This is a genomic window from Anaerobium acetethylicum (assembly GCF_900096945.1).
GTDB lineage: Bacteria > Bacillota > Clostridia > Lachnospirales > Lachnospiraceae > Anaerobium > Anaerobium acetethylicum.
Genome location: NZ_FMKA01000004.1, coordinates 173,457 through 195,375 on the forward strand (window position 1 = coordinate 173,457; position 21,919 = coordinate 195,375).

Consider the following 21,919-nt stretch of genomic DNA (forward strand, 5'->3'; position numbering starts at 1 on the left):
CTACAGGCTTTCGAAAAATTTCACGATTGCATCCACTAATTTCGAAAAGAAATTTCCTATTTTCTCCATAATTCCATCCGTGTCGACATTCAGGTCTGAAAGCCTGTCATAGAGCTCCTTCGCCTGATTTTTTATGGCATCGATGTCCAGATCCAGGCCGCTGATCTTATCCATCAGGCTTATGATCTTATCGATATCCGCATCCGACAATTCAATGTTCAGCTCTTCTGCGCCTTTCTTGATTGCGTCCCTGATCTCCTCTTCGGAATCCAGATTATTTTCAATCACCTGCTGCTTGATCAGGGCAATCAGCTCCTCGACCTTGTCCGAATCCCCAATGGAATCGGCCAGCTCTCCTGTGACTACAAGCTCGTTAGTTGCGGCGTCCATGCTTTCCTGGGAAATCTCCTCGCCTGTCATAACGCTGTATGCCTTCATGGCACCTACAAGCGCCGCCGTTCCTGTTATGGAAAACGGGCCGGCCACGGTGATATCCGCATCCTCAAGACCTGCCGTAATAAGAGCATTCCGGTACATTCCCGTCGTGCAGTAGGAGATGTTTTTTGTCGTGACCACCACTCCATGCCCTGCCTCACGCTTCTCGACAAGTACCGATGAAAGGGATCTGGTTCCGATTACGTCAGCTGCTACGTAATCGCCGAGAAATGCATGTTCCTCTTCGTTTGTAATGGTAATCACATCATATCCGCTGAGGTCTGCACCCGAAAGTCCTAATAGGTCAAGGACCACAGCCTTCTCGCTTTCCTTCAGATCTGCACCCAATGCCAGAAATGGTCTGGATTCCTCTGTGTTTTCCGAAGCCACCGCCGTCTCCTCAGCCGCTTCTGTATTCTCTCCCTGGGCAAATACAGGCATGCATGCCATCATAAACATAATCGCTGCAAGCGCCGTGGAAACTGTCCTTTTTTTCATTTTTCCTATTCTGTATTTCTTCATTTTCCTGCGTCCTCCTGTGCTCTGGTTATGTGTCCTTCCAGCCATTCATATATGCCGTTATAGACTATTTCTTTATTCGTCTCATTCAAAATCTCATGACGGGCACCCTCATACAGCCTGATCGAAATATCTTTCATCCCGGTCCCTGCAAATCTTCTGTATGCCCTTTCGACGCCCTTTCCGAATTCTCCCACGGGATCATCTTTTCCCGACAGGAATATTACCGGAAGGCTTTTAGGCATCTGTTCAAGATTTTTCTTCTTCTTTATATAGAGCATCTGCCTAAACATATCACGATAAGCGCTCAAAGTAAATATGAAACCACATTTCTCATTTGCCAGATACCATTCTACAATGCTTTCATCTGTGGTAAGCCAGTCTGCCCTGGTTCTGGAAGGCATGAATCTGCTGTTGTTGCTGTCGAAAGCAAGCTTGTTGATAAAAGGACTCCTGTATCTGGGACCTTTGGCTGTTTCAATCATCCGGGTTATGATAATGCCAAACCAGAGCATGAAATCCGGCTGATCCGCAGTCCCCGACAGGATGGCTCCGTTTATCTCTCCACCATATTTCGTTATGAATATTCTGGTCAGGAAAGATCCCATGCTATGGCCAATGAGAAAATACGGCACTGAAGGATACTGTTTTTTTGTCATTTTCATGAGGGTATGCATGTCGCCAATTACAAAATCATTCCCTCTTCTGTCTGCAAAAAATCCGAGATCATCCATGGTCCTTATTGACCCGCCGTGGCCAAGATGGTCATTTCCGACTGCAAGAATGCCTTTTTCTGCCATATATTCTGCAAATCCGTCATATCTGTCAAGAAATTCTGCCATTCCGTGGGAAATCTGCAGCACCGCTCTTATTTCCACGTCCGGAATCCACCTGATTCCGTGGATTTTTGTAAGACCGTCCATTGAGTCATAAAAGAATTCTTCTTTTTTCATCCGTCATCCTCCCATCTGTTTCTGTCTCTGTTATTATACCCCGACCGCCTTCGTTTTACATTATTTTTTTGTTCCGTACAAAGGACATGCCAACTACCCAAAGGCTGTATTCTATGTTACAATGAAGGCAAATTTGATATCCATTTGAATTTTATCAAATCCCCAATTACAGCAATCTGTTAAACTCATTCAATCGCGGGGATTGTATCAACTACTTACCTATTCAAAGAAAGAGAGCTACTATCATGAGAAAAACAAAGATTATATGTACCTTAGGCCCTTCAGTACGAGATGATGCCACGCTAAGGGAACTTATGCTTTCAGGCATGAATATCGCCCGTATCAACTTTTCACACGGCACCTATGCCGAACATAAAAAGGCACTTGACCAGGTTACAAAGCTTCGTGAAGAGCTGAATCTTCCGATTGCAACTCTTTTAGATACCAAGGGACCTGAGGTCCGCATCAAATCTTTTAAAGAAGGAAAAGTCGAACTCAAAAAAGGACAGACTTTCATTCTCACAACACGAGAAATAGAAGGCGATTCCTCCATCGTTTCTCTCACTTATCCTAATTTAGTAAACGACGTTCATGTTGGCTCCACGATCCTCATAGATGACGGCCTCATTGAAATGACCGTAACAGGCATAAAGGATTCCGATATCATATGCGAAGTCCAGAACAACGGATTCATTTCCAATAACAAAGGCGTAAATGTACCAGGCGTAAACCTTTCCATGCCTTTCATCAGCCCAAAAGACAGGGAAGACATTATCTGGGGAATCCAGCATGATTTCGACTTCGTTGCAGCTTCCTTCACGCGAAGCGCCGACGACATCCTCGAAATACGAAAGATTTTCAGCGAATATAACTGCAATACGGTAAACATCATTGCAAAAATCGAAAATCTGCAGGGCGTCGACAACATCGATGAAATAATCCGCGTATCCGACGGAATCATGATCGCCCGCGGCGACATGGGCGTTGAAATCCCTCTTGAAGATGTTCCAGTTATCCAGAAGATGATCATCAAAAAAGTCTACAATGCCGGAAAACAGGTTATCACGGCAACTCAGATGCTGGATTCCATGATGAAGAACCCGCGTCCGACACGAGCAGAGGCTACCGACGTTGCCAATGCGATCTATGACGGAACAAGTGCCATCATGCTTTCAGGCGAGACTGCTGCCGGACAATATCCTGTAGAAGCCCTCAAGACCATGGTTAAAATAGCGAAACGAGCAGAAAGCGACATCAACCTCGCTGCCCGGTTCAAATTAAGGGAAAGCCTCGATAATCCTGACGTTACGAATGCAATCTCCCATGCGACCTGCACTACGGCACATGACCTGAATGCTTCCGCCATCGTCACCTTAACACACTCAGGAAAGACAGCGCGCATGGTCTCCAAATACCGCCCAATCTGCCCGATTATCGGCTGCAGCCCTAACGCGAAGGTATGCCGCCAGCTGAATCTTTCCTGGGGGGTTACGCCGCTCCTGATCAACGAAGAAAGCAACTCCGACGAATTATTCGACCACGCTATCGACGCTGCTGAAAAAGCTGGTCTTGTGAAGGCTGGCGAAATCACTGTCATCACTGCCGGAGTTCCTCTTGGCATATCAGGTACTACAAACATTATCAAGGTTCAGGTCGTTGGACATGTCCTGCTGAAAGGAATCGGCGTGACGGAACCTACTGTCTGCGCAAGGCTCTGTGTGTGCAAAACCGCCGAAGAGGCAAAGGAAGCCTTTTTACCCGGAGATATTCTGGTGATTCCAGAAACCTCCAATGAACTCATGAGCCAGCTCAAGCATGCCAGCGGAATCATCACGGAAGCTGATGGGACAAACTCCCATGCAGCGGTGGTCGGCTTAAGCCTTGATATCCCGGTCATCATCGGTGCTGTCAATGCAACGAAAATCTTAAAAAGCGGTGCTTTCGTCACGATGGACCCGAACAGGGGAATCGTATTCTGTAACACTAACAAAGAACCGGCAAAGAAGGACAAATAGTCCGCTTTTCAAAAAACGGCTGCAGAATAAATCACCTATAATAGAACAAAAAATGGACTCCTATATGCTGAGTCCATTTTTTTATTCAAGTTTATTTTTTACCTGTAGGATTCCATGAATATCTCCACACAGTCCTCCTCAGAAAGCATTGTATAATCATTCAGGAACTTAGATCCCATCGAGAATTTTGCATTCTTTGCAAACTTTTCAAACTCTTCTTTTAAAATCCCATATTCCGACATCTTCAAATCCGAAAGACCGCATTCTTCTATTAAATGTTCCAATGCCTTAATAAAATCCATTGGTTCCGCAGCTTCTTCCGCTCCCAAGGCCTTCGCCATCTTTATATATCGTTCTCTTAACTCCGGGACATTTACAAAATGTTTATAGTATGCTGCACTGATCAATACCAATCCTGCTCCATGAGGCAGGTTCTGATGATAGGCAGACATTGCATGCTCCAGGGAATGTGCCGAGGTCAGGCTTCCAATGGCCAACTGCATGCCGGAAAGGGTGCTTCCCAATGCCACCCTTTCACGTGCTTCCAGGTCGCTGCCGTTCTTAACCGCTGCCGTAAGATTCCGGCCTATCAGTTCGATAGCCGTTGCAGCGACCATATCACTCATCAGATGGGCTTTATTGCTGATATACCCTTCCGTACTATGAAACAGTGCGTCGAACCCCTGGAATGCCGTATATTTTGGCGGCACTGTAGTCATCATTTCCGGATCGACTACTGCAATTGCTGGAAATAATTCCGGCAGGTACAGGCCTATTTTTTCATTGGTTTCTTCATTAGATATAACGAATGCCGAATCCGCTTCAGAACCGGTTCCGGCTGTTGTCGTGATGGCTATGACCGGCAATGGCTTTTCCTTTACAGGAAGGCCTTTTCCGGTTCCTGTCCCCATATAATCCCATAGTTCTCCGTCATTTACTGCCATCATTGCAATTGCCTTGCCCGCATCGATTGCGCTGCCGCCGCCTAAGCCGATTATAAAATCACATTTATGCTCTCTTGCCTTGTCTGCACCCTCCACGATATTCTCAACGACCGGGTTTGATGCCACCTTATCATAAACAACATATGCGACATCGGAACGTTTCAGTTCCTGCTTCACGATATCCAGATACCCGTTTTCTCTTGCTGATTTTCCGCTTGTTATGACAATTAATGCTTTCCTGCCCGGCAATCTGCAGTTATGAAGCTTTTTTACCTGCCCTCTGCCAAACATGATTTTTGTCGGTACCAGAAAATCAAATACTGCTCCTGCTTCCATATAAAATTCCTCCTATAGTCAATGCGGTATTTTTCCATCCTCTATTTTGCTGCTTCCGGAAACCTGATATGCAGGTAATCCTTAATCACTTCCACACTGTTATCTATGCCCATACGCCCGCTGTTCAGGGTCAGGTCATAATTCACCGGATTCGTCCAGTAGTTTCCGCCCGTATAGTGTTCATAATACGCTGCCCTGTATTGGTCCGTTTTTGTAATGGAAGCATTGGCAGTCTCTTCGTTCACCCCCATTTTTCCCATTACCCTTTCCAGACAAAATGCCCGTGACGCTTCGATGTAAACAGATACCACATTCGGATAGTCCCTGAGGACCCAGTCGGCACACTTGCCAACAACAACGCAGGATTCCGTTTTGGCAAGATTCTCAATGATTTGCTTCTGAAATTCAAACAGCCTTTCGTCCGATACAAATTCATCATCCACAGGTTTTGGCTTTATGGTTCTTGGCAGTCCCTTCAGCAGACCCGAGAATTTTTTTCCTCTCATTTTTTCATTTACCTCGGTAAACAGCTGTTCGTCCAGGCCGCTCAGCTGTGATGCCAGGGTTAAAATTCTGTTTTCATAGCAGGGGATTCCCAGCTCTTCCGCAAGTTTAGAAGCTATTTCTTTTCCTCCGCTGCCAAATCCTCTTGCCACCGTAATCACATAATTTTCCATTTTAATCCCTCCTTAGAGAAGACTTTCTACAGTATCTCTGATTATTTCATATGCCTGATCGCAATCCGCTTCCGTCAGGATAAGTGGCGGAACCATTCTGATCGTGTGTCCGCCTATGGCTGTAATAAGAAGTTTTCTATCAAGGCAGCCATGCTTAACATCGGCCGCGCCTACAGCCTCATCAAATTCAACACCCACCAGCAGCCCCTGGCCTCTTACCTCTTTTACATGGGGCAGCGCCTGTAATTTTTCCATAAAGTATGCACCCATTTTTTTTGCATTGCCTGCCAGATCCCTGTCCAGAAGTTCGTTGATCTGGGCCAGGGACGCGGCACAGGATACAGGATGTCCGCCATATGTGGTTCCGTGGGATCCTTTTGTAAATACCCTTGCCATTTCTTCGCGTGCACAGATGGCGCCGATCGGCATGCCTCCGCCCATGGCCTTCGCCATGGATATAATGTCCGGTTTTACATCATAATTCATGAATGACATCACCGCACCTGTCCTGCACCAGCCTGTCTGCACTTCATCCATTAGCAGCAGCATTCCTTTTTCATCGCAAAGCCTGCGCAGACCCTCTATGAATTCCTGGGTTGCCGGATTCACGCCTCCTTCGCCCTGTACAGGCTCAATCATAATGCCTATTGTTTGATCCGTTACTGCATCTTCAAAGGATTTTAAGTTATTAAATTCTGCATATCTGAATCCCGGCGTCATATCTCCGAACCCGGCCTGACATGCATTATCGGGCTGCCCTGTCGCACTCATGGCGCCAAAGGTTCTTCCATGAAATGATTTTTTCGCTGTGATGATTTCGTATTTTCCCGGACCATATTTTTCAACGCCATATTTCCTTGCCATCTTGATCATCGCTTCATTCGATTCAGCTCCTGAATTCTGGAAAAAGATTTTATCCATTCCTATGGTCGTGCATATTTTTTCTGCAAGCAGGGCCTGGGGCACTGTGTACGGATAGTTGAACACATGCATGATATCGGATACCTGATCCTTGACAGCGGCTACTACCTTTTCATTACAGCTGCCTGCGCTGTTAACGGCGATGCCCGCGTAAAAATCCAGATACGCTGTACCCTCTTCATCATACAGATACATATCCTTCCCTGTTTCAGCCACGAAATCGAATCTTTCATATGTCTCGATCATGTATTTATTTACTTTTGCCTTCAGCTCTTCTTTGGTTAATCCTGTGTCTTTTAGTTTCATGCTGTCCGCCTCAACTTTCTCTGTTTATTTCATTGCTTTGTCTGTTTATTTCATTGTTTGAAGGAAAATACCGTTGTAAGCCGTACGACCTCTTCTCCATAATTACAGTACCAGTGCTCCTTATCGGAATCGAATCGGAACGCATCTCCCGGCATGATTTCAAACTTCTGCTCCGGGAGTTCCAGGGTCAGTTTCCCGGCTGCTACTGTCAGATATTCCACTGTTTTTTCGCCATGTGATCCGCTGTAATAGGTTCCGTTCGGATGGATTTCCATTCCATATATTTCAAACTGCCTGTCCTTCTCATAGGGAAAATAGGTACAGACAGCATACTGGCCTTCCACTTCTTTGGTCGGTATCAGTTCCGTCTTTGAAATGTAGTATGATTCCATCCTTGGCGTTTCCAACAATTCATTGAGTCCGACCCTTAATCCGCTGACGATCTTCCCCAGACATCCGATGGAGGGATTTGCTTCGCCACGCTCTATCTGGGCCAGCATGCTTTTGCTGACGCCGGTCTGTTCTGCGGTCTCATCCAGACTCAGTTTTTTCCCGATCCGTATTTTTTTCAAATTGATTGCGATATTTTGATTGATATAATCCACTATTCCTCACTCCTTTTTAAAGCTCATCATGCACTCATGAATCTTGATAAGAATTCCTTCGTTCTGGGATTTTTCGGAGAAACAAAGAATTTTTCAGGAGCTCCGTCTTCCGCAATCACGCCCTGATCCATGAATATCGTCTTGGTGGAAACATCACGGGCAAAAGACATTTCGTGGGTAACAATGATCATAGTCAGGCCTTCCTCTGCCAGTTCCTTGATTACGTTCAGCACTTCTCCCACCATCTCCGGATCCAGTGCACTTGTCGGCTCATCAAAAAGCAGTACTTCCGGTTCCATAGTCAATGCCCTGGCAATGGCTACTCTCTGCTTCTGTCCGCCTGAAAGCTGTGCGGGTTTTGCATTGATATAGGGAGCCATCCCTACTTTTTTCAAATACTTGATTGCATTCGCCTTTGATTCCTCTTTGCTTTTTTTCAGAACCTTCCTGCTGCCTGCCATGCAGTTCTCTAGCACCGTCATATTATTGAAGAGGTTGAAGGACTGGAATACCATCCCTACTTTTGCACGGTATTCATTGATCTTCTTCTCACCTCCGCCGATTTCCCCGCCGCCGAACAGGATGATGCCGTCTGTGGGCGTTTCCAGTAAATTCAGGCATCTTAGCAGGGTTGACTTGCCGGATCCTGACGACCCGATGATGCATACCACTTCCCCTTTATCAATTCTGAAATCGATATCCCTTAACACTTCATGGGTGCCAAAAGCTTTGCTTAAATGCTGCACATGAATGATTGCCATATTATCCGCCTCCTAATCTCCAATGTATTCTGTCGCCAGTTCATAATCTTTTTTACCTTCCATTTTTTTCTCAAGAATCGAAAGCAGCTTGCTGAAAACAGCACACAGGATAAAATAAATCGCACCTGTAATCAGAAAGGCTTCAAAATATCTGTAATACGTGTTGGCTGCCGTCTTGGTTGCAAAATAAAGTTCTGAGATACCGATGACATTCAATACGGATGTCATTTTCAGATTCGTAATAAAGAGGTTTCCCGTCTCCGGAATGATATTCCTGAAGGCCTGGGGCAATACTACCGAAAACATGATTGTAAAATGCGACATGCCTAACGCTTTGCCGCCTTCAAACTGGCCATTGTCGATTGACTGGATACCGCCCCTGACTGTTTCTGCCATGTAGGCTCCGGTATTTAGCAGGATTACCAGGATAGCTGCGTTAAAAGACGAAATGTCGATGCCGTACTGTTTCAGCCCGTAATAGATGATCATTGCCTGGACCATCATCGGTGTTCCCCTGAATACCTGGACGAATCCGTCACAGACGGTTTTCAGCACCTTGTAATATATTTTTTTAACCATACTGTCTTCCGGGGCAATCGGCGTCGATTTCACAATTCCAATCACAAAGCCTAATACGAGGCCCAGCAGTGTGCCAAGTATGGCAGTTTCTAAAGTCACCAATGTTCCTTTCCAAAAGTAGGTGCCATATTCCTGCATTAAAAATATGATCCACTGAATAATATTTCTCTCCATACTCATTCTCCTTTACACATTATGAGAAAACTGCTTTGCGGGGTTCTCAGGTTGTCACAAAAAAATGACGCATAGGAGTTCGTGCGCCCCTATGCGTCATGATTTTATGTAACTATTCAGGACTATGTCAGTCGGTGTTCTGAACAGTTACTATTTTTCCTATTTTCATGTACCGTTTTTCTATTCGCTCAATGGCTGTAATTCCACCGCGAGATTCATAAGATCCGCCATTTTTGCTTCATCCCATTCGATTGCATCCAATGCATCATCCAGAGACTTCTGTAATTCACTATTGCCTTCCTTCACAGCAACGCATACATTCAGCGACTGTCCTTCCGGAACAATGAATCCATCGGAATCATCCAGCTTCACATAATTGATATCCGGGTTTGCAATTGATGCCGACATGGCGGTAGGTTCATCCAGTACGCCGCAATCCGCTGCTCCCATGGAAACTGCCATGACGATTTCCGATGTCGTCTCATAATAGGTCAGCTGGTTGACATCCGGAATCTGCGGAACATACTGTTCCCAAATCGTTCCGATCTGTGTTGTTGCCGAAGCTCCTGTAAAGTCCGCTAATGTTTTTACATCTGCATAGGCGCCTTCTCTGTTGACAATCAGAACATTGTTTCGAATGTAGTAGGGATCCGTGAAATCAACACTGTTGTCCCGTTCTTCCGTATATCCCATTCCGGCAATTATGACATCATAGTCTCCGGAGTTCATGCCCAGCACGATACTTGACCATTCCACTTTATGTATTTCAAGTTCCCAGCCAAGTTCATCTGCAAGCTTCTGTGCCAGCATAACGTCATAACCGTATGCATAATCTTCGCTGCCATAGATCGGAACTGCCTTATCGCCATTCGATACCTCTTCTGATGACTGTGTCCAGTTAAACGGAGCATATGCACATTCCATGCCAACTCTCAATACCTTCTTTTCTTCCTTCGCGCTGCTCTTTACCGCTCCACATCCTGCAAGTAACGATACCACTAAAATAATACACAACAAAACACTAACTGTTCTCTTTTTCATATGGATGACCTCCTTCATAATCGGGGTTGTAGTTTTCGTTGAAACTTATTCTGCAGATAAGCCTCGATCCATGAGCTCATGACAGGTACATTGTTGAACAAGAGTTTCGCTTGCGAAACTCTCGCGCTGACGCGCAGTCGCTTCTGCGACATATTCTTCTTGCGCGTCATTCGCCTCCTCGCGGAGCGTTTTTGATTCCTAGGAAATTCGAAGAATTTACTAAGAATCAAAAAAGGCGCCGGACTTTTGTCCAACGCCTTTGTTTTTGATAGGTCTCATTCTAACCCCATTGCAATTATTTTGTCAATACCTTTTTTATCAATATATTGCACAACAATTATTTTTCTGCATATATTTTTCAGTCTATTTACTTGAAAACCATGCAATATAATGCATTTTTCTGCATTATATTATTGCTTTTAACTATTCAGGATTTCATCCTTTGCAGTTATAAAGAGTGAAAAAAACGCAATTTAAAACGGCAGCAAAAACGTGCCCGAAACAAGCAGCGAAACCGTGACTGCCAGGAAACACCAGTCGTACCATCTGATGACGGTAACCGTATAATACGTCCTGGCGCCTTCCCCATCGAATCCTTTTGACTCCATTGCCATGGCTACATGCTCCGACCAGTGAACGGTATTCACAAGCATTGCAAATACAGGCTTCATTGAAAACGGCGTGACCGGAATCCCCCGGACCCGGAACGCCATCTGCGCTTTGGCAAATTCCTCCCTGATGCAGGGAAGCAGATGGAAAGCCGCCAGCACCCCGTAAGCATATTTTGGTTTCAGCCTGCACTGGTGCATAAGGCTTTTTACAAATTCCTCTCCATCCGTAGTCATTGCAAAGAGAACGCCAAGACCGGCAAAGGCCAGGATCCTGGAAGACAGCTGGATCGCATTGTAAACTGATGTCATGGAATATGACATCACTTCAAAATTCAGGCTTTCCACCTTCGATACAGCCTCCGGGGCAATTGCGCTGCCGGATGTGAACATCATGCCTGTAAAAAAAATACTGACGGCTGCAACAAAGGCCGGAACCAGGATTTTCACAAGGGATGTGAGCCTTGCCTTGGAAAAAAACAGGAGCAGGATCAGGCTGACGGCGATTATGCCGCCGTTGAGCAGCACTGAATAGCTGAAGGAAAGGATCAGGCCGCATACCAGTATGCTTACCCCTTTCAGAAACGGGTTCAGTTTTTCCATTCAATCAGCTCCTTTCCTTCCATGCGGTATATCCTGTCTGCATACCGGCGTGCCAGCCCAAGGTCATGGGTTGCAAAAATGACAGTCATCTCCCGCTCCTTCACCAGCCCAAGCAGCTGGTCCATAATGGCTTTTGTGGATCTGGCATCCTGGCCGTAGGTAGGCTCATCCAGCAATAGAATCTGCTGGTTTCCCACCAGCATGGACAACACAGCCAGGCGTCTCTGCTGCCCCTGGCTCAGCATATAAGGAGAATATCTGCGGTACTGCTTCATTCCATACGCTTCCAGCAGCCTGAAGACCCGCTCCTTCTTCTCCTCTTCCCCTAATCCGGGATGCCAGATAGAAAGGCTTTTCTCAACTTCATGCTGGACGCAGGCCGATACGAACTGGTTTCCAGGATTCTGAAACACTGTTCCGACACGGTGAAAGAGCTTTTGCGGCTTCATTTTTTTTACATCGGTTCCTTCAAGCAATATCGTTCCTTCATACTTCTTCTGTTTCAATATCACCGAAAACAGGGTTGTCTTCCCGCAGCCCGAATGCCCGATCAGGGCCGTTATCCTGCCCTTTTCAAAAGATGCGTCCGCTTTTTCAATCAGGAATTCCTTCCTTTTCCCTTTTCTGATCGATACTGATTTCAGTTCCAGTATTGTCTGTCCGATTTCGGGCGGCTGAAACTCCGGAAGCTCTTCCGGATAGAACAGGCCTTCCTGCAAAAAAAGTTCCCTGTACCTGGGAAGTGTCTCAACCGTAATTCCCCCCTGCAGCACCTGTCCGTTTTTCCCCAACACGATAAATTCATCTGCCGCAGAAAGCCAATGGTCCAGTCTGTGGTCGATGGCAATCAGGGTCGTATGCTGCTCTTCATTCTGCTTCTTCAGCATAGCGATCAGCTTCCGGGTGGAAGCTTCATCGATATTTGCAAACGGCTCATCCAGAAAAATCCCTGCCGGATTCATCAGGAGCAGACAGCATAAGGCTGCCTTCTGCTTCTCTCCCCCTGACAGCGTATGGATATTCCTGTCCAGCAGTTCCTCTATCTGGAGTTTTTCTGCCAGTTCCCCTATTCTGCCATCCATCTCTTCTTTTGGAACGCAGATATTTTCCATACAGAAAATCATTTCCTTTTTCAATGTGTCCATGCAGAACTGCAGGTCCGGATTTTGAAACATCATGGAAAGCAGCTTCGCACGCTCCGAATTCGCAATCGTTGATAATTCCCGTCCGCAGATCCGGATGCTTCCTGACAGGAGCTGCCCCGCGTTTTCCGGATACAGTCCCGCAGAAACAGCGGCTAACGTACTTTTTCCGCAGCCGCTGTTTCCAATGAGAACAACTATTTTCCCCTTTTCAATTTCCAGATCCACATGCTCCAGGATGTTTCTTTTTGCCTGTTCAAAATACCGGAACGTTACATCCTTTACAGAAAGAAAATTCTGGTTCATCCTTCACTCCAATCTGCTGCCCCTGCAGCAATTATATTACTGTTCACTCCGTGACCAGTAACTCAATTATTCTTCTTCCAGAGTCATCTGTCCAAGTCCGAGGGCATAGCCTTTCAGTACGCCGGCTTTTGCCAGACCGTCCGCCAGGAGCTTGCAGCCGAATCCACAAATGATCAGCGCGCTTGCCAGCCTGATCACAAAAATCCCAAGGACGACCATAGGGCTAAGGGTCCAGTACTGGCTGCGGATTCCTGTCCAGATAAAGCTTAATACCGTACATCCTGTCGCCGCAAGCATGGTTGACTGCAAAGAATATTTTTTATATCTGAATACGGCAAATCCGATTTCGGACCCCAGACCCTGGATAAATCCGCTGATGAAGATGATCGGTCCGAAAAAATTACCCATGAGCACTTCCAGCAATGCGGCAAGCATCTCTGCAATGATGCCAACACCTGGTTTCTGCAGCACATAAGTCGTAAATACCGCTGCCAGGAACCAGATTCCATAAAACGGCTCATAGCCGTAGATTCCAAGCCCCATCGGTGTCAGTATGCCCGTCAGGGCCGCTCCCATATAGACTGCTCCGAGATATACGATCCCAAATAATACCGCTGTTATCGCAACAAATAAGATATCCTTTAATTTCATTTCCTTATCCTCTTTTCTTATTATTCAGCCGTCGGGCTGTTTACGCTCAGGGTCGCCTCGAATATATAATGGCTGAGTTCCCTGCCGCAGTATTCCGTTGCTTCCTCAAAATATCTAAAAATGTCCTGCACATCTCCCTCCAGGATAGTCACATAATGTGATGATCCTGCATAGACACCCATATCAATTGCACGGTTGACGACACTGGCAATATACTCCATATAATTGGATACTCCCATGGGATACAGTGATATTTTGCACGTTACCGGGAAATGTGCATCCGCCAAAACAGGCTCGTTCATCCGCACATCATCTTCAGCCAGGAATGCATCCGCATCCACGTCACCGGGGCATCCTTTCGATATGGTCGCCCCCATAGTCATATGCACGCCTTCCCTGTAGGACTGCACAAAACATGCTTTCAACCCATCAAGCACATGGATCCTCCTGCCTCGGTAAAGGGTCGAAAGCTTATCCGTCATCTTCCATACCTTGGACGTATCCACCTTTTTGATAGCTCCCAGTATGATATCAACATAACTGTCTGTCATCGGAGACAGACTGAACCGGCATCCTGTTATATCCCTGGCTCCTTCACAGCCGCATCCACACTGGCAGCTGCCGTAATTCACATATGCCTTCTTTTCTGACATAAAAAAACCTCCTTTGCAGTTCCACGCCGCCAAGGAGGTTATCATCATTCTGATATAATGCTCTCCCTACGTCGGTATTAACCGAATCAGGTTATACGGGTCAGGCATCACGCCAATCTCAGCTATCAAAATAGCACCCCGGAACTTTTTCTATTTAATTTTACAATCCTTTACCAGTATAGTTACACTCGGATCATATGTCAAGGTATTGATTTTATCACTTCGACTCTGGAAACAGTTCCCTGATTCATGCTGGCTATCCGAAGCGCAAACTCTTTATAATATACACATGCGCCGATTGCAATCGTCTTTTCCTCTTCCGTCAGTTTTTTTACAACTACCTCTCTCAGGGTTTCTCCGTCTTCAACCGGAATGTGCACTCTTGCCAGCATATTCGTTATTTTCACCTTCTGACTGGCTCTGTACATGGCACGTTCTGTTTCATCAAAGCTGCAGAATAAATATTTTCTTGTGGCAAACAGGATGGCTATTGCAGTGACCCCCGCCAACGTTTCTAATGACGAAGCATGGCCTACGACCATCTGCCTTGCAATTGCAAACAGCAGTACTTCGATTACCGTCTGCGGCGAATGCTTGCATAACATTTTTATAAATTCGACTCCGATTGCCAATGTCATTGCCTGTTCAAGAAAAGTAATCAATATATCCTCGTTTTTGCTGTAGGATGAAAAATCAATTACATTTAAGAACATCATGAATGTCAAAACTACAATGGCAAAAATCAAAACCATGGAGATGAAAATCTCTACGAAATAAGAAATGCCAAAAAGCTTCGACTGGATATAGTTCTTCATATGTTTCTTGTACCCCTTTCAATAAATATGCCGGTAACAACTACTATTTCTTTACACGTTTGATATTGTATCCATTTCTAATTTACATAATATCTTTTTTCTTCCCCACTGTCAATCTACAAGTTCATTTTTCAGCGTTTTTTATATCCCTGGCCAACACACTGATTGGTGTTTTTAATAATGTCAATATATTTGCCATAATTTTTCACTAATTCATTATAAGACTGAACAATTTCAATTTCCGCCATGCAAACGATTGTTTCAAACTCTCATTGATTTTAAAATATCGATATTTGAAAGCGAATCACATGTACAATTACAGAGGAAGTGCAGCATAACAACTATGGTCAATATGTATACTTTGACGCCTCTTTCATTGTTTATACTATAATTTATGCAACATATTGCAGGTCTCTGAATATCCATTGACTGGCAAAAAACAATATGGTATAACATATTCATAGACATACAAACGATTGCATAAACTTCAAAACAACAACGCGCGATGTTGTTTCGAATCTCTGTCAGGCAGATATGTCAAATAAGAAAACCTATAAATCTTTCATATTGAAAAGGAGAACTCAATCATGGCAAAAGTAAAAAATTTCAAAACTATTTTCCCAGCGATATCCGTACCTTTAAACGATGATTATACGATCAACGAAGAAGAATTCCGCTTATACCTTCGCTGGATTAAAACTTTTTATGGCAAAGGAATGGACGGCCTGGTCTGCAACGGCCACACCGGAGAAATCACAGGCCTTTCACGTGCAGAACGTAAACGTGTAGTTGAAATCTGTGCAGAAGAATGCGGAGATAAAATGACGATCATCTCTGGCATCAACTGTGAAAATACAATTGAATCCATTGAAATGGCAGCAGAAGCAAAAGCAGCCGGTGCAGACGGAATCCTTTTAATGCCTCCTCATATGTGGTTACGTTTTGGTATGCATCCGGACGCACCATTCCAGTATGTAAAAGATGTAGCCGAAGGTGCTGATATTGATATCATCATCCACCTGTATCCTGCAACAAGCAAGGCTTTCTATCCAGTTGAGACATTAATTAAAATGTGCAAGGAAATCGATCATGTTAAATGCATCAAGATGGGTACCCGTGTAACTTCTATCTACGAACATGACGTACGCCTCCTTCGCCAGGAATGTCCTGATATCTCCCTGATTACATGCCATGACGAAACCTTATGCGTAAGCTGGTTCCCAGGCATGGACGGAGCGTTAATCGGATTCGCTGGATGTGTTCCTGAAATCATCTGTCCGGCTCGTGAAGTGTTTGCAAATCCGGACAAACATACATTAAAAGAAGCTCAGGACTGGTCTGACCGTATCTACCATATTTCACAGGCAATCTACGGCGGCGGACAGCCTTCAGGAGAAGCACATGCATGTCTGAAAGAAGCGCTTGTACAGCGTGGAATTTTCTCAAGCGGTCTGATGCGCAAACCTGTACTTCCATTAAACCAGGCAGAAAAAGACTTGGTTGCACTTGGTCTTCAAAGGAGTAAAATGGAAAAGGTTGATATGAATCAGTTCAAATAAACCGAATAGTTACAACAGAATACAATCAGCATACCATTTTGGCGGCTTCGGCTTTTGCCGGCGCCGCCTTCTAACTATGAAAGGGCGATACAATGGGAGAACAATTTGATCAGGGATTGGTTAAAAAACTACCTTTAATTGAACTATTAAAAAGAATCGGGCCGGGAATTATTTTGGCTGGCGTCGTTATCGGACCAGGCAATATCACGACCTCTGCAATGATGGGATCTAACTACGGCTATTCTATGATATGGCTGATTATTCCGATTGCATTTATGGCTATTACATTTATGCTCACTTCATATCGTATTTCCATGCTGACAGGCATGCCGATTATTCACGCAATCCGGCATTATTACGGCAAAGGCGCCGCAGCAATTGTTGGTATTGCAACATTTCTTGCCTGCCTGTTCTTTACAATGGGAAACATTACAGGATCCGGAGCTGGCATGAGCCTTATATTCGGCATGAACTGGAAATTGGGTTCTCTTATTATGATCGCAATTACTCTGGTATGCTATTTTACAAAAGGAGTATACTCCACTGTTGAAAAAGTGATTACATTATGCATATTAGGCATGATTGTCTGTTTCTACGCAACTCTGGTTGCAACAGGCGGCCCGGTGTGGGGAGAATTAGGAAAAGGACTGACAAACTGGAAAGTTGCTGAAGGCAGCCTTACAACAGCACTTGCTTATGTCAGTACAAATGCAGCCATTACTGCCGGAATCTATGGAACCTATCTGGGATTAGAAAAGAAATGGAAAAAGGAAGATCTGTTCAACGGCATTATGCTTGCAGATGCCATTGCACATGTGGTTGCTGTTATCATGATTTCAGGCTCGATTCTTCTTGTCGGCGCAATCGTACTGAATCCATCAGGAACGGCAATTACGGCACCTGCTCAGTTAGGGGAACTTCTGGTTCCATTTTTAGGAAAAGCAGCTCCCGTTGTCATGGGCGTCGCATTACTTGCTGCCGGTTTTTCTTCACTTCTGGGCAACACACAGCGTGGAATGGTATTGCTTGGTGCAGGTATTGATAAACCGGTGGGATTGGAAACGAAGTTCATCCGCTGGGGATGTCTGCTCTGCATCGCGTTTGCTGCAGCCATCAGCTTCAGCTACAATGGTTCACCCACACAGCTGATTCTGATTGCCAATCTGTCAACTGCAATTGCAACTCCAATCGGCGGATTCTATGTATGCCGGATGATTTTCCGCAAAGATGTAAATGAAGGGATGAAAACTCCTCTGTTTCTTCAGATATGCATGGTAGTCAGCTATGGGTTTGCCCTGGTCATGACGGGCTCTGCATTGATGAATATTATACAGAAGTTCATGTAACTGTCAGGTGCTCTAAAAATCCTGATGAACAGACTTATTTTACAAAAAAAGCAATGACCTTTCTTCTGAAGAATTGTCATTGCTTTTTTCATGCAAAAACAGTCTTGATCATTTTTCATGATATGCCATACGATTTCAAATCATCCTCTTTTTGTTAAATATTCACAATCTTTTTTACTTAATTTCATTTTAATTAACCTTTAATTAAGTATCTGTACAACATACCCTACAAACCTGTGAATTCTTTATACATGTGTTTACATCGACCTATTATTCCTCATGTTTTCATCAACTCTTTAAGCTATTTATCAAAATATCAGCTCTGTTATTTGTTAAACTATACTATTTTAATAAATTAAAACCTATGTTAAAATCAATTAAATTAATTTATATGCGCACATATTTTAATTAATTCATCAATTAACCGGAGGTAGTTTTATGAAAAAGATATTTGTTAAGAGGATCGCTTCCCTGCTTCTTGTAATCCCCCTGTGTATAAGTTCTCTGACTCATGCAATTCCGGCGGATGCGTCTATTGCTCTGGCAGCAGAAAGCAGTTCACCGGAACGGCTTTGGGATTTTTCTGACGGAACACAGGGATGGATTTTTGACGGCAGCTGGGCCGGCGATAGTTATCACGGTACCAGCATGTGTACCCATGACCCTGAGAAAGGCATGCTGAAAGTCGATATGGACTTTTCACAGGATTCCTCCAATGGCTGGTGCCAGCCAGGGATCAGTTTTTCCGAGGAAACGGGCATTGACTATTCCGCCTTCACCACATTGAGTTTCGACCTGTATTATGATTCAGCAGCTTTTACCACAGGCCAGATCACGATCAAAGCGGTTTCCGACAATGTTTTTCAGGAGCAGATGACAGGCTTCTACAATCTGACAACAGAAGATGCCGGAGGAACGCTGAAGAAAGCGACCATAGCATTTCAGCTTGATTCCAGCTATGCAAAAACAGAAACTCCCGGAAAACTCATGCTTCTGATCGTCGGAAACAGCACCGATTATAAAGGCAGCTTATGGTTCGACAATATCCGCCTGCATGCTCCGGTAATCGAAGATAATTATGTAGACGCGACGATAAGGCCGGCAACCCAGACTGTACTTTCAGACGACAGTTCGGCACTGACGGTAAACGAAACCAATATTCCTTATTCGGCAGAAATACAGCTGGCGGATCCGGATGCAAATAGTGCTTCCAAAGCAGTTTATCAGTATCTGAAAGCAGTAGGAGAATCAGATGCAGTCATCTACGGCCACATGGAAGATACGGTATTAAAAGCCGGAACTTCTGAGCTGACCGATTCTGATACCAAAGACCTGACCGGCTCGATTGCCGGCCTTACAGGGCTCGACTGCGGCAATCTGTTTATAGGCTTTGCGGCAAAGTATAATGCCCGCCATCCGGAAGCCGTGCCGATTCCGGAAACTACAGAAGGAAATATCAGAGCAGCGGCTCTGTTCACAAATGAAGCCTTTGATGAAGGGGCTCTGATGACCCTTTCTGCACATATGCCGAATTTCGCTTTCGCCACGGTAAAGGATTCCACAGCTGCCAAGACATACGACCGCTACGACTATACCATGGCAGATTCCTATAATTTAAAAGGGAGCTGTATGAATCAGATCCTTCCAGGCGGCGCGTATCACGAGCAGTTCAATGCCTATCTGGATATGATCGCAGAATATGCCCGGCAGGTAAACGGAGCCCTGCTGTTTCGTCCCTTCCACGAGAATACAGGAAGCTGGTTCTGGTGGGGCAAGGCATTCTGTGATGCCGAAACCTATAAAAGCGTATTTAAGTATACTGTAGAATATCTGCGCGATACAAAAAACGTACACAATATTCTTTATCTGTATGGTCCCGGTTCCGAGGCTTCTTCTCTGGTGGAATACGGCGAACGATATCCAGGAGATGAATACGTGGATCTTATCGGATTTGACACCTATGATTCCAATCCGGTACCAGATGAAGAAGGATACACCTTCCAGACAAATTTTGAAAATTCGGTAAGACTCACAGATGCCTTTGCAAAACAGCACAACAAGCTTTTCGCAGTGACGGAAACTGGCATTTCCGGTCTGCAGGATACAGGAAACAGGCGTCCGGGCTGGTTTACTGAAATCCAGGATATCCTTACAAAAGATGCTTATGACTGCTGCTATTTTATGCTCTGGACGAACTATTCGGACAGCAGTTTTTATACCCCTTATGCCTCCTCAGTCAATGAAGACGGTACTCTTCACGGCCACGAACTGATGGATCCGTTTATTGAATTTTATAATAATGAAAAAAGTATTTTTGCCAGCGACCAGAAATCCGTCCTGGCTGTGCATCCTGCATCCCCTTCCATAACAGCATGGGAGCAGGCAAGCGGCTACTTCACCCTCCCCGTTGCCGGATCCCGTATTCTGACAGAAACAGCTGTACATGCACGCCTGAACAAAGAAGGGGTATCCGCTTCCATCTGCGCTTCCAATGGTATCCAGGAAATCCCACTGGAAACAGTCGTTGACGGTAACACTGCATCCGCAATTCTGACTGCTGATGTCCTTACGCAGCTTGGTGAAGCCGCAAACGGAAAAATCATCTTATATGCCGGTGAGACAAAACTGCAGGAAATTCCAGTTGTATTTAATATTCCAGAACAGGAAAAAGATCCGCTGCTGGTAGATGATTTCGAATCTTATTACGGCGAGTCCTCCATATTAAATGGCAATTGGGCTGTGAACAAAGACAGCGGAAGCAATTTGGTTATTTCCCTGTCTGAAGGCAATGTTTTCGAAGGTGAATATGCACTTCAGTTTTCTTATGACGAGACAAAAACAGGATGGGCCGGTGCGGTAACCGCCAAAGAAGCCGACTGGTCCGCATGCAATGCCCTGCAGTTCTGGGTCGCTCCTGACGGAAAGAACCAGAAGACCGTCATTCAGATCAATACTGCTGACGGCGGCTCTTATGAAGCATACCTGAATTCCTACGTGGAATATGCAGTTACAACAGAACCTCTTCTGGTCACCCTTCCATTTTCGGAATTTGTGGATAAAGGAGGCCGCGGTCCACTCACCAGCCAGGCCGCAGGCGCAGTGACAAGCTTTGGCCTTTGGCTGAATGCGATCAGCGATTCCTCTGCCCTTGTCGATGGCCGGGTCAGCGGAACAATCTATTATGACAGGATTATTGCTGTTGCTTCCAGCAAAACAGCACCATCATTTGAAACAGCAGCTGATCTTTCCATTGCAGGAATGACCACAGAAGTTCTCCAGAAGGCTGTTGATGATGCAGAGGCTTTTATTAAAAAGGAATATACCAAAGAAAGCTGGCGTATATTCAAAGACTCTCTCAAGTATGCAGAAAAAGTTTTAAAAAATGAACAGGCAGATCAGGAAACTCTCTATCATGCTTTTGACGCCCTGCGACATGCTGAAGAGAGTCTGATTGAAATTGAAAAAGGATACAACGAGGACGTGATGTAAAAACATGTTCATTCGCACTGTAAAGTGTTTTCGCCTTCAAGTTTTAGGTTGGCGGAGTTGGAATGGCGAAACCACTTTGCTCTAAAGCTGCTCATTGAATCATGTTTTGCATCACTGTGTGACAGATGGCGAATGTGCAAATTGACGAAGCTGAATGTTACAAGAGAGCTTATGAAACTATCAATCTAAGAACCATGAAATCGGACAAGGTCAAAGCCCTTATGTGGCTTTGACCTTGTTTTTTTTGATTACATTCTGGGGGGATACTGACATCCGGACGGCTCTACCTACTCCGGACGGCTCACCCTGTAGAACCTGCCTTGCAGGTTCTACAGGGTCGCGGGCATTCGCCCGCTCTATTCATACCAGTTTACGGACGCCGCTGCAAGCAGCGCGCCCTAATCTGGGGGGGTACTGACATCCGGACGGCTCACCCTGTAGAACCTGCCTTGCAGGTTCCACAGGGTCGCGGGCATTCGCC

General features: G+C 45.2%; 18 protein-coding genes and 1 riboswitch. Of the genes, 4 read left to right on the forward strand and 14 right to left on the reverse strand.

Features of this window, described 5'->3' with window-relative positions:
- Window positions 1-957 (reverse strand): DUF1002 domain-containing protein, encoded by a 957-nt coding sequence (locus BJR36_RS06030; RefSeq protein WP_242875475.1) that lies wholly within the window; start codon window positions 955-957, stop codon window positions 1-3.
- Window positions 954-1,907: an alpha/beta fold hydrolase gene (locus BJR36_RS06035; RefSeq protein WP_091231558.1), complete on the reverse strand. Its 954-nt coding sequence runs from the start codon at window positions 1,905-1,907 to the stop codon at window positions 954-956. The genes BJR36_RS06030 and BJR36_RS06035 overlap by 4 nt, the downstream gene beginning before the upstream one ends.
- Window positions 1,908-2,152: 245 nt before the next feature.
- On the opposite strand from BJR36_RS06035, the gene pyk reads away from it, so the two are divergent.
- Window positions 2,153-3,922, forward strand: a complete 1,770-nt coding sequence (gene pyk / locus BJR36_RS06040) for a pyruvate kinase (protein ID WP_091231561.1) — start codon at window positions 2,153-2,155, stop codon at window positions 3,920-3,922.
- A gap of 98 nt (window positions 3,923-4,020) precedes the next feature.
- On the opposite strand, the gene BJR36_RS06045 is transcribed toward pyk, so the two are convergent.
- From BJR36_RS06045 to BJR36_RS06100, 12 genes are all read right to left on the reverse strand, one after another.
- Entirely contained in the window at window positions 4,021-5,202 is a 1,182-nt protein-coding gene (locus tag BJR36_RS06045) for an iron-containing alcohol dehydrogenase (protein WP_091231563.1), read from the reverse strand.
- Between the two features lie 41 nt (window positions 5,203-5,243).
- Complete coding sequence (locus tag BJR36_RS06050) at window positions 5,244-5,879, reverse strand: cytidylate kinase-like family protein (protein WP_091231565.1); 636 nt, start codon at window positions 5,877-5,879, stop codon at window positions 5,244-5,246.
- A 12-nt stretch (window positions 5,880-5,891) separates the two neighbouring features.
- On the reverse strand, window positions 5,892-7,106 hold the full coding sequence (locus BJR36_RS06055) for an aspartate aminotransferase family protein (protein ID WP_091231566.1): 1,215 nt from the start codon (window positions 7,104-7,106) through the stop codon (window positions 5,892-5,894).
- A 50-nt stretch (window positions 7,107-7,156) separates the two neighbouring features.
- Window positions 7,157-7,711, reverse strand: coding sequence for a helix-turn-helix domain-containing protein (locus tag BJR36_RS06060; protein WP_091231569.1), 555 nt, complete (start codon window positions 7,709-7,711; stop codon window positions 7,157-7,159).
- A 26-nt stretch (window positions 7,712-7,737) separates the two neighbouring features.
- A complete protein-coding gene (locus tag BJR36_RS06065) occupies window positions 7,738-8,472 on the reverse strand; it encodes an amino acid ABC transporter ATP-binding protein (RefSeq protein WP_091231572.1) in 735 nt (244 codons plus the stop codon).
- A 12-nt stretch (window positions 8,473-8,484) separates the two neighbouring features.
- A complete protein-coding gene (locus BJR36_RS06070) occupies window positions 8,485-9,225 on the reverse strand; it encodes an amino acid ABC transporter permease (RefSeq protein ID WP_242875476.1) in 741 nt (246 codons plus the stop codon).
- Window positions 9,226-9,405: 180 nt separating this feature from the next.
- A complete protein-coding gene (locus BJR36_RS06075; protein WP_169823606.1) occupies window positions 9,406-10,266 on the reverse strand; it encodes a transporter substrate-binding domain-containing protein in 861 nt (286 codons plus the stop codon).
- Window positions 10,267-10,739: 473 nt separating this feature from the next.
- Window positions 10,740-11,477 (reverse strand): energy-coupling factor transporter transmembrane component T family protein, encoded by a 738-nt coding sequence (locus tag BJR36_RS06080; protein ID WP_091231581.1) that lies wholly within the window; start codon window positions 11,475-11,477, stop codon window positions 10,740-10,742.
- The gene (locus tag BJR36_RS06085; RefSeq protein ID WP_091231585.1) at window positions 11,465-12,925 is read right to left on the reverse strand and encodes an ABC transporter ATP-binding protein; all 1,461 of its coding nucleotides are present in this window, start codon (window positions 12,923-12,925) and stop codon (window positions 11,465-11,467) included. The genes BJR36_RS06080 and BJR36_RS06085 overlap by 13 nt, the downstream gene beginning before the upstream one ends.
- A gap of 66 nt (window positions 12,926-12,991) precedes the next feature.
- Window positions 12,992-13,576: an ECF transporter S component gene (locus BJR36_RS06090; protein ID WP_091231588.1), complete on the reverse strand. Its 585-nt coding sequence runs from the start codon at window positions 13,574-13,576 to the stop codon at window positions 12,992-12,994.
- Window positions 13,577-13,596: 20 nt separating this feature from the next.
- Window positions 13,597-14,229 carry a YkoF family thiamine/hydroxymethylpyrimidine-binding protein gene (locus BJR36_RS06095; RefSeq protein ID WP_091231591.1) on the reverse strand — a complete coding sequence of 211 codons (633 nt, stop codon included), beginning with the start codon at window positions 14,227-14,229 and terminating at the stop codon, window positions 13,597-13,599.
- Between the two features lie 46 nt (window positions 14,230-14,275).
- Window positions 14,276-14,380: riboswitch (TPP riboswitch) on the reverse strand.
- A 49-nt stretch (window positions 14,381-14,429) separates the two neighbouring features.
- The gene (locus BJR36_RS06100) at window positions 14,430-15,044 is read right to left on the reverse strand and encodes a hypothetical protein (RefSeq protein ID WP_091231594.1); all 615 of its coding nucleotides are present in this window, start codon (window positions 15,042-15,044) and stop codon (window positions 14,430-14,432) included.
- 587 nt (window positions 15,045-15,631) lie between these two features.
- Here BJR36_RS06100 and BJR36_RS06105 point away from each other — a divergent pair.
- From BJR36_RS06105 to BJR36_RS06115, 3 genes are all read left to right on the forward strand, one after another.
- Window positions 15,632-16,603, forward strand: a complete 972-nt coding sequence (locus tag BJR36_RS06105) for a dihydrodipicolinate synthase family protein (RefSeq protein ID WP_091231597.1) — start codon at window positions 15,632-15,634, stop codon at window positions 16,601-16,603.
- Between the two features lie 92 nt (window positions 16,604-16,695).
- Entirely contained in the window at window positions 16,696-17,949 is a 1,254-nt protein-coding gene (locus BJR36_RS06110; protein WP_091231599.1) for an Nramp family divalent metal transporter, read from the forward strand.
- 438 nt (window positions 17,950-18,387) lie between these two features.
- Window positions 18,388-21,438, forward strand: a complete 3,051-nt coding sequence (locus BJR36_RS06115; protein ID WP_091231601.1) for a glycosyl hydrolase — start codon at window positions 18,388-18,390, stop codon at window positions 21,436-21,438.
- Window positions 21,439-21,919: the final 481 nt, after the last annotated feature.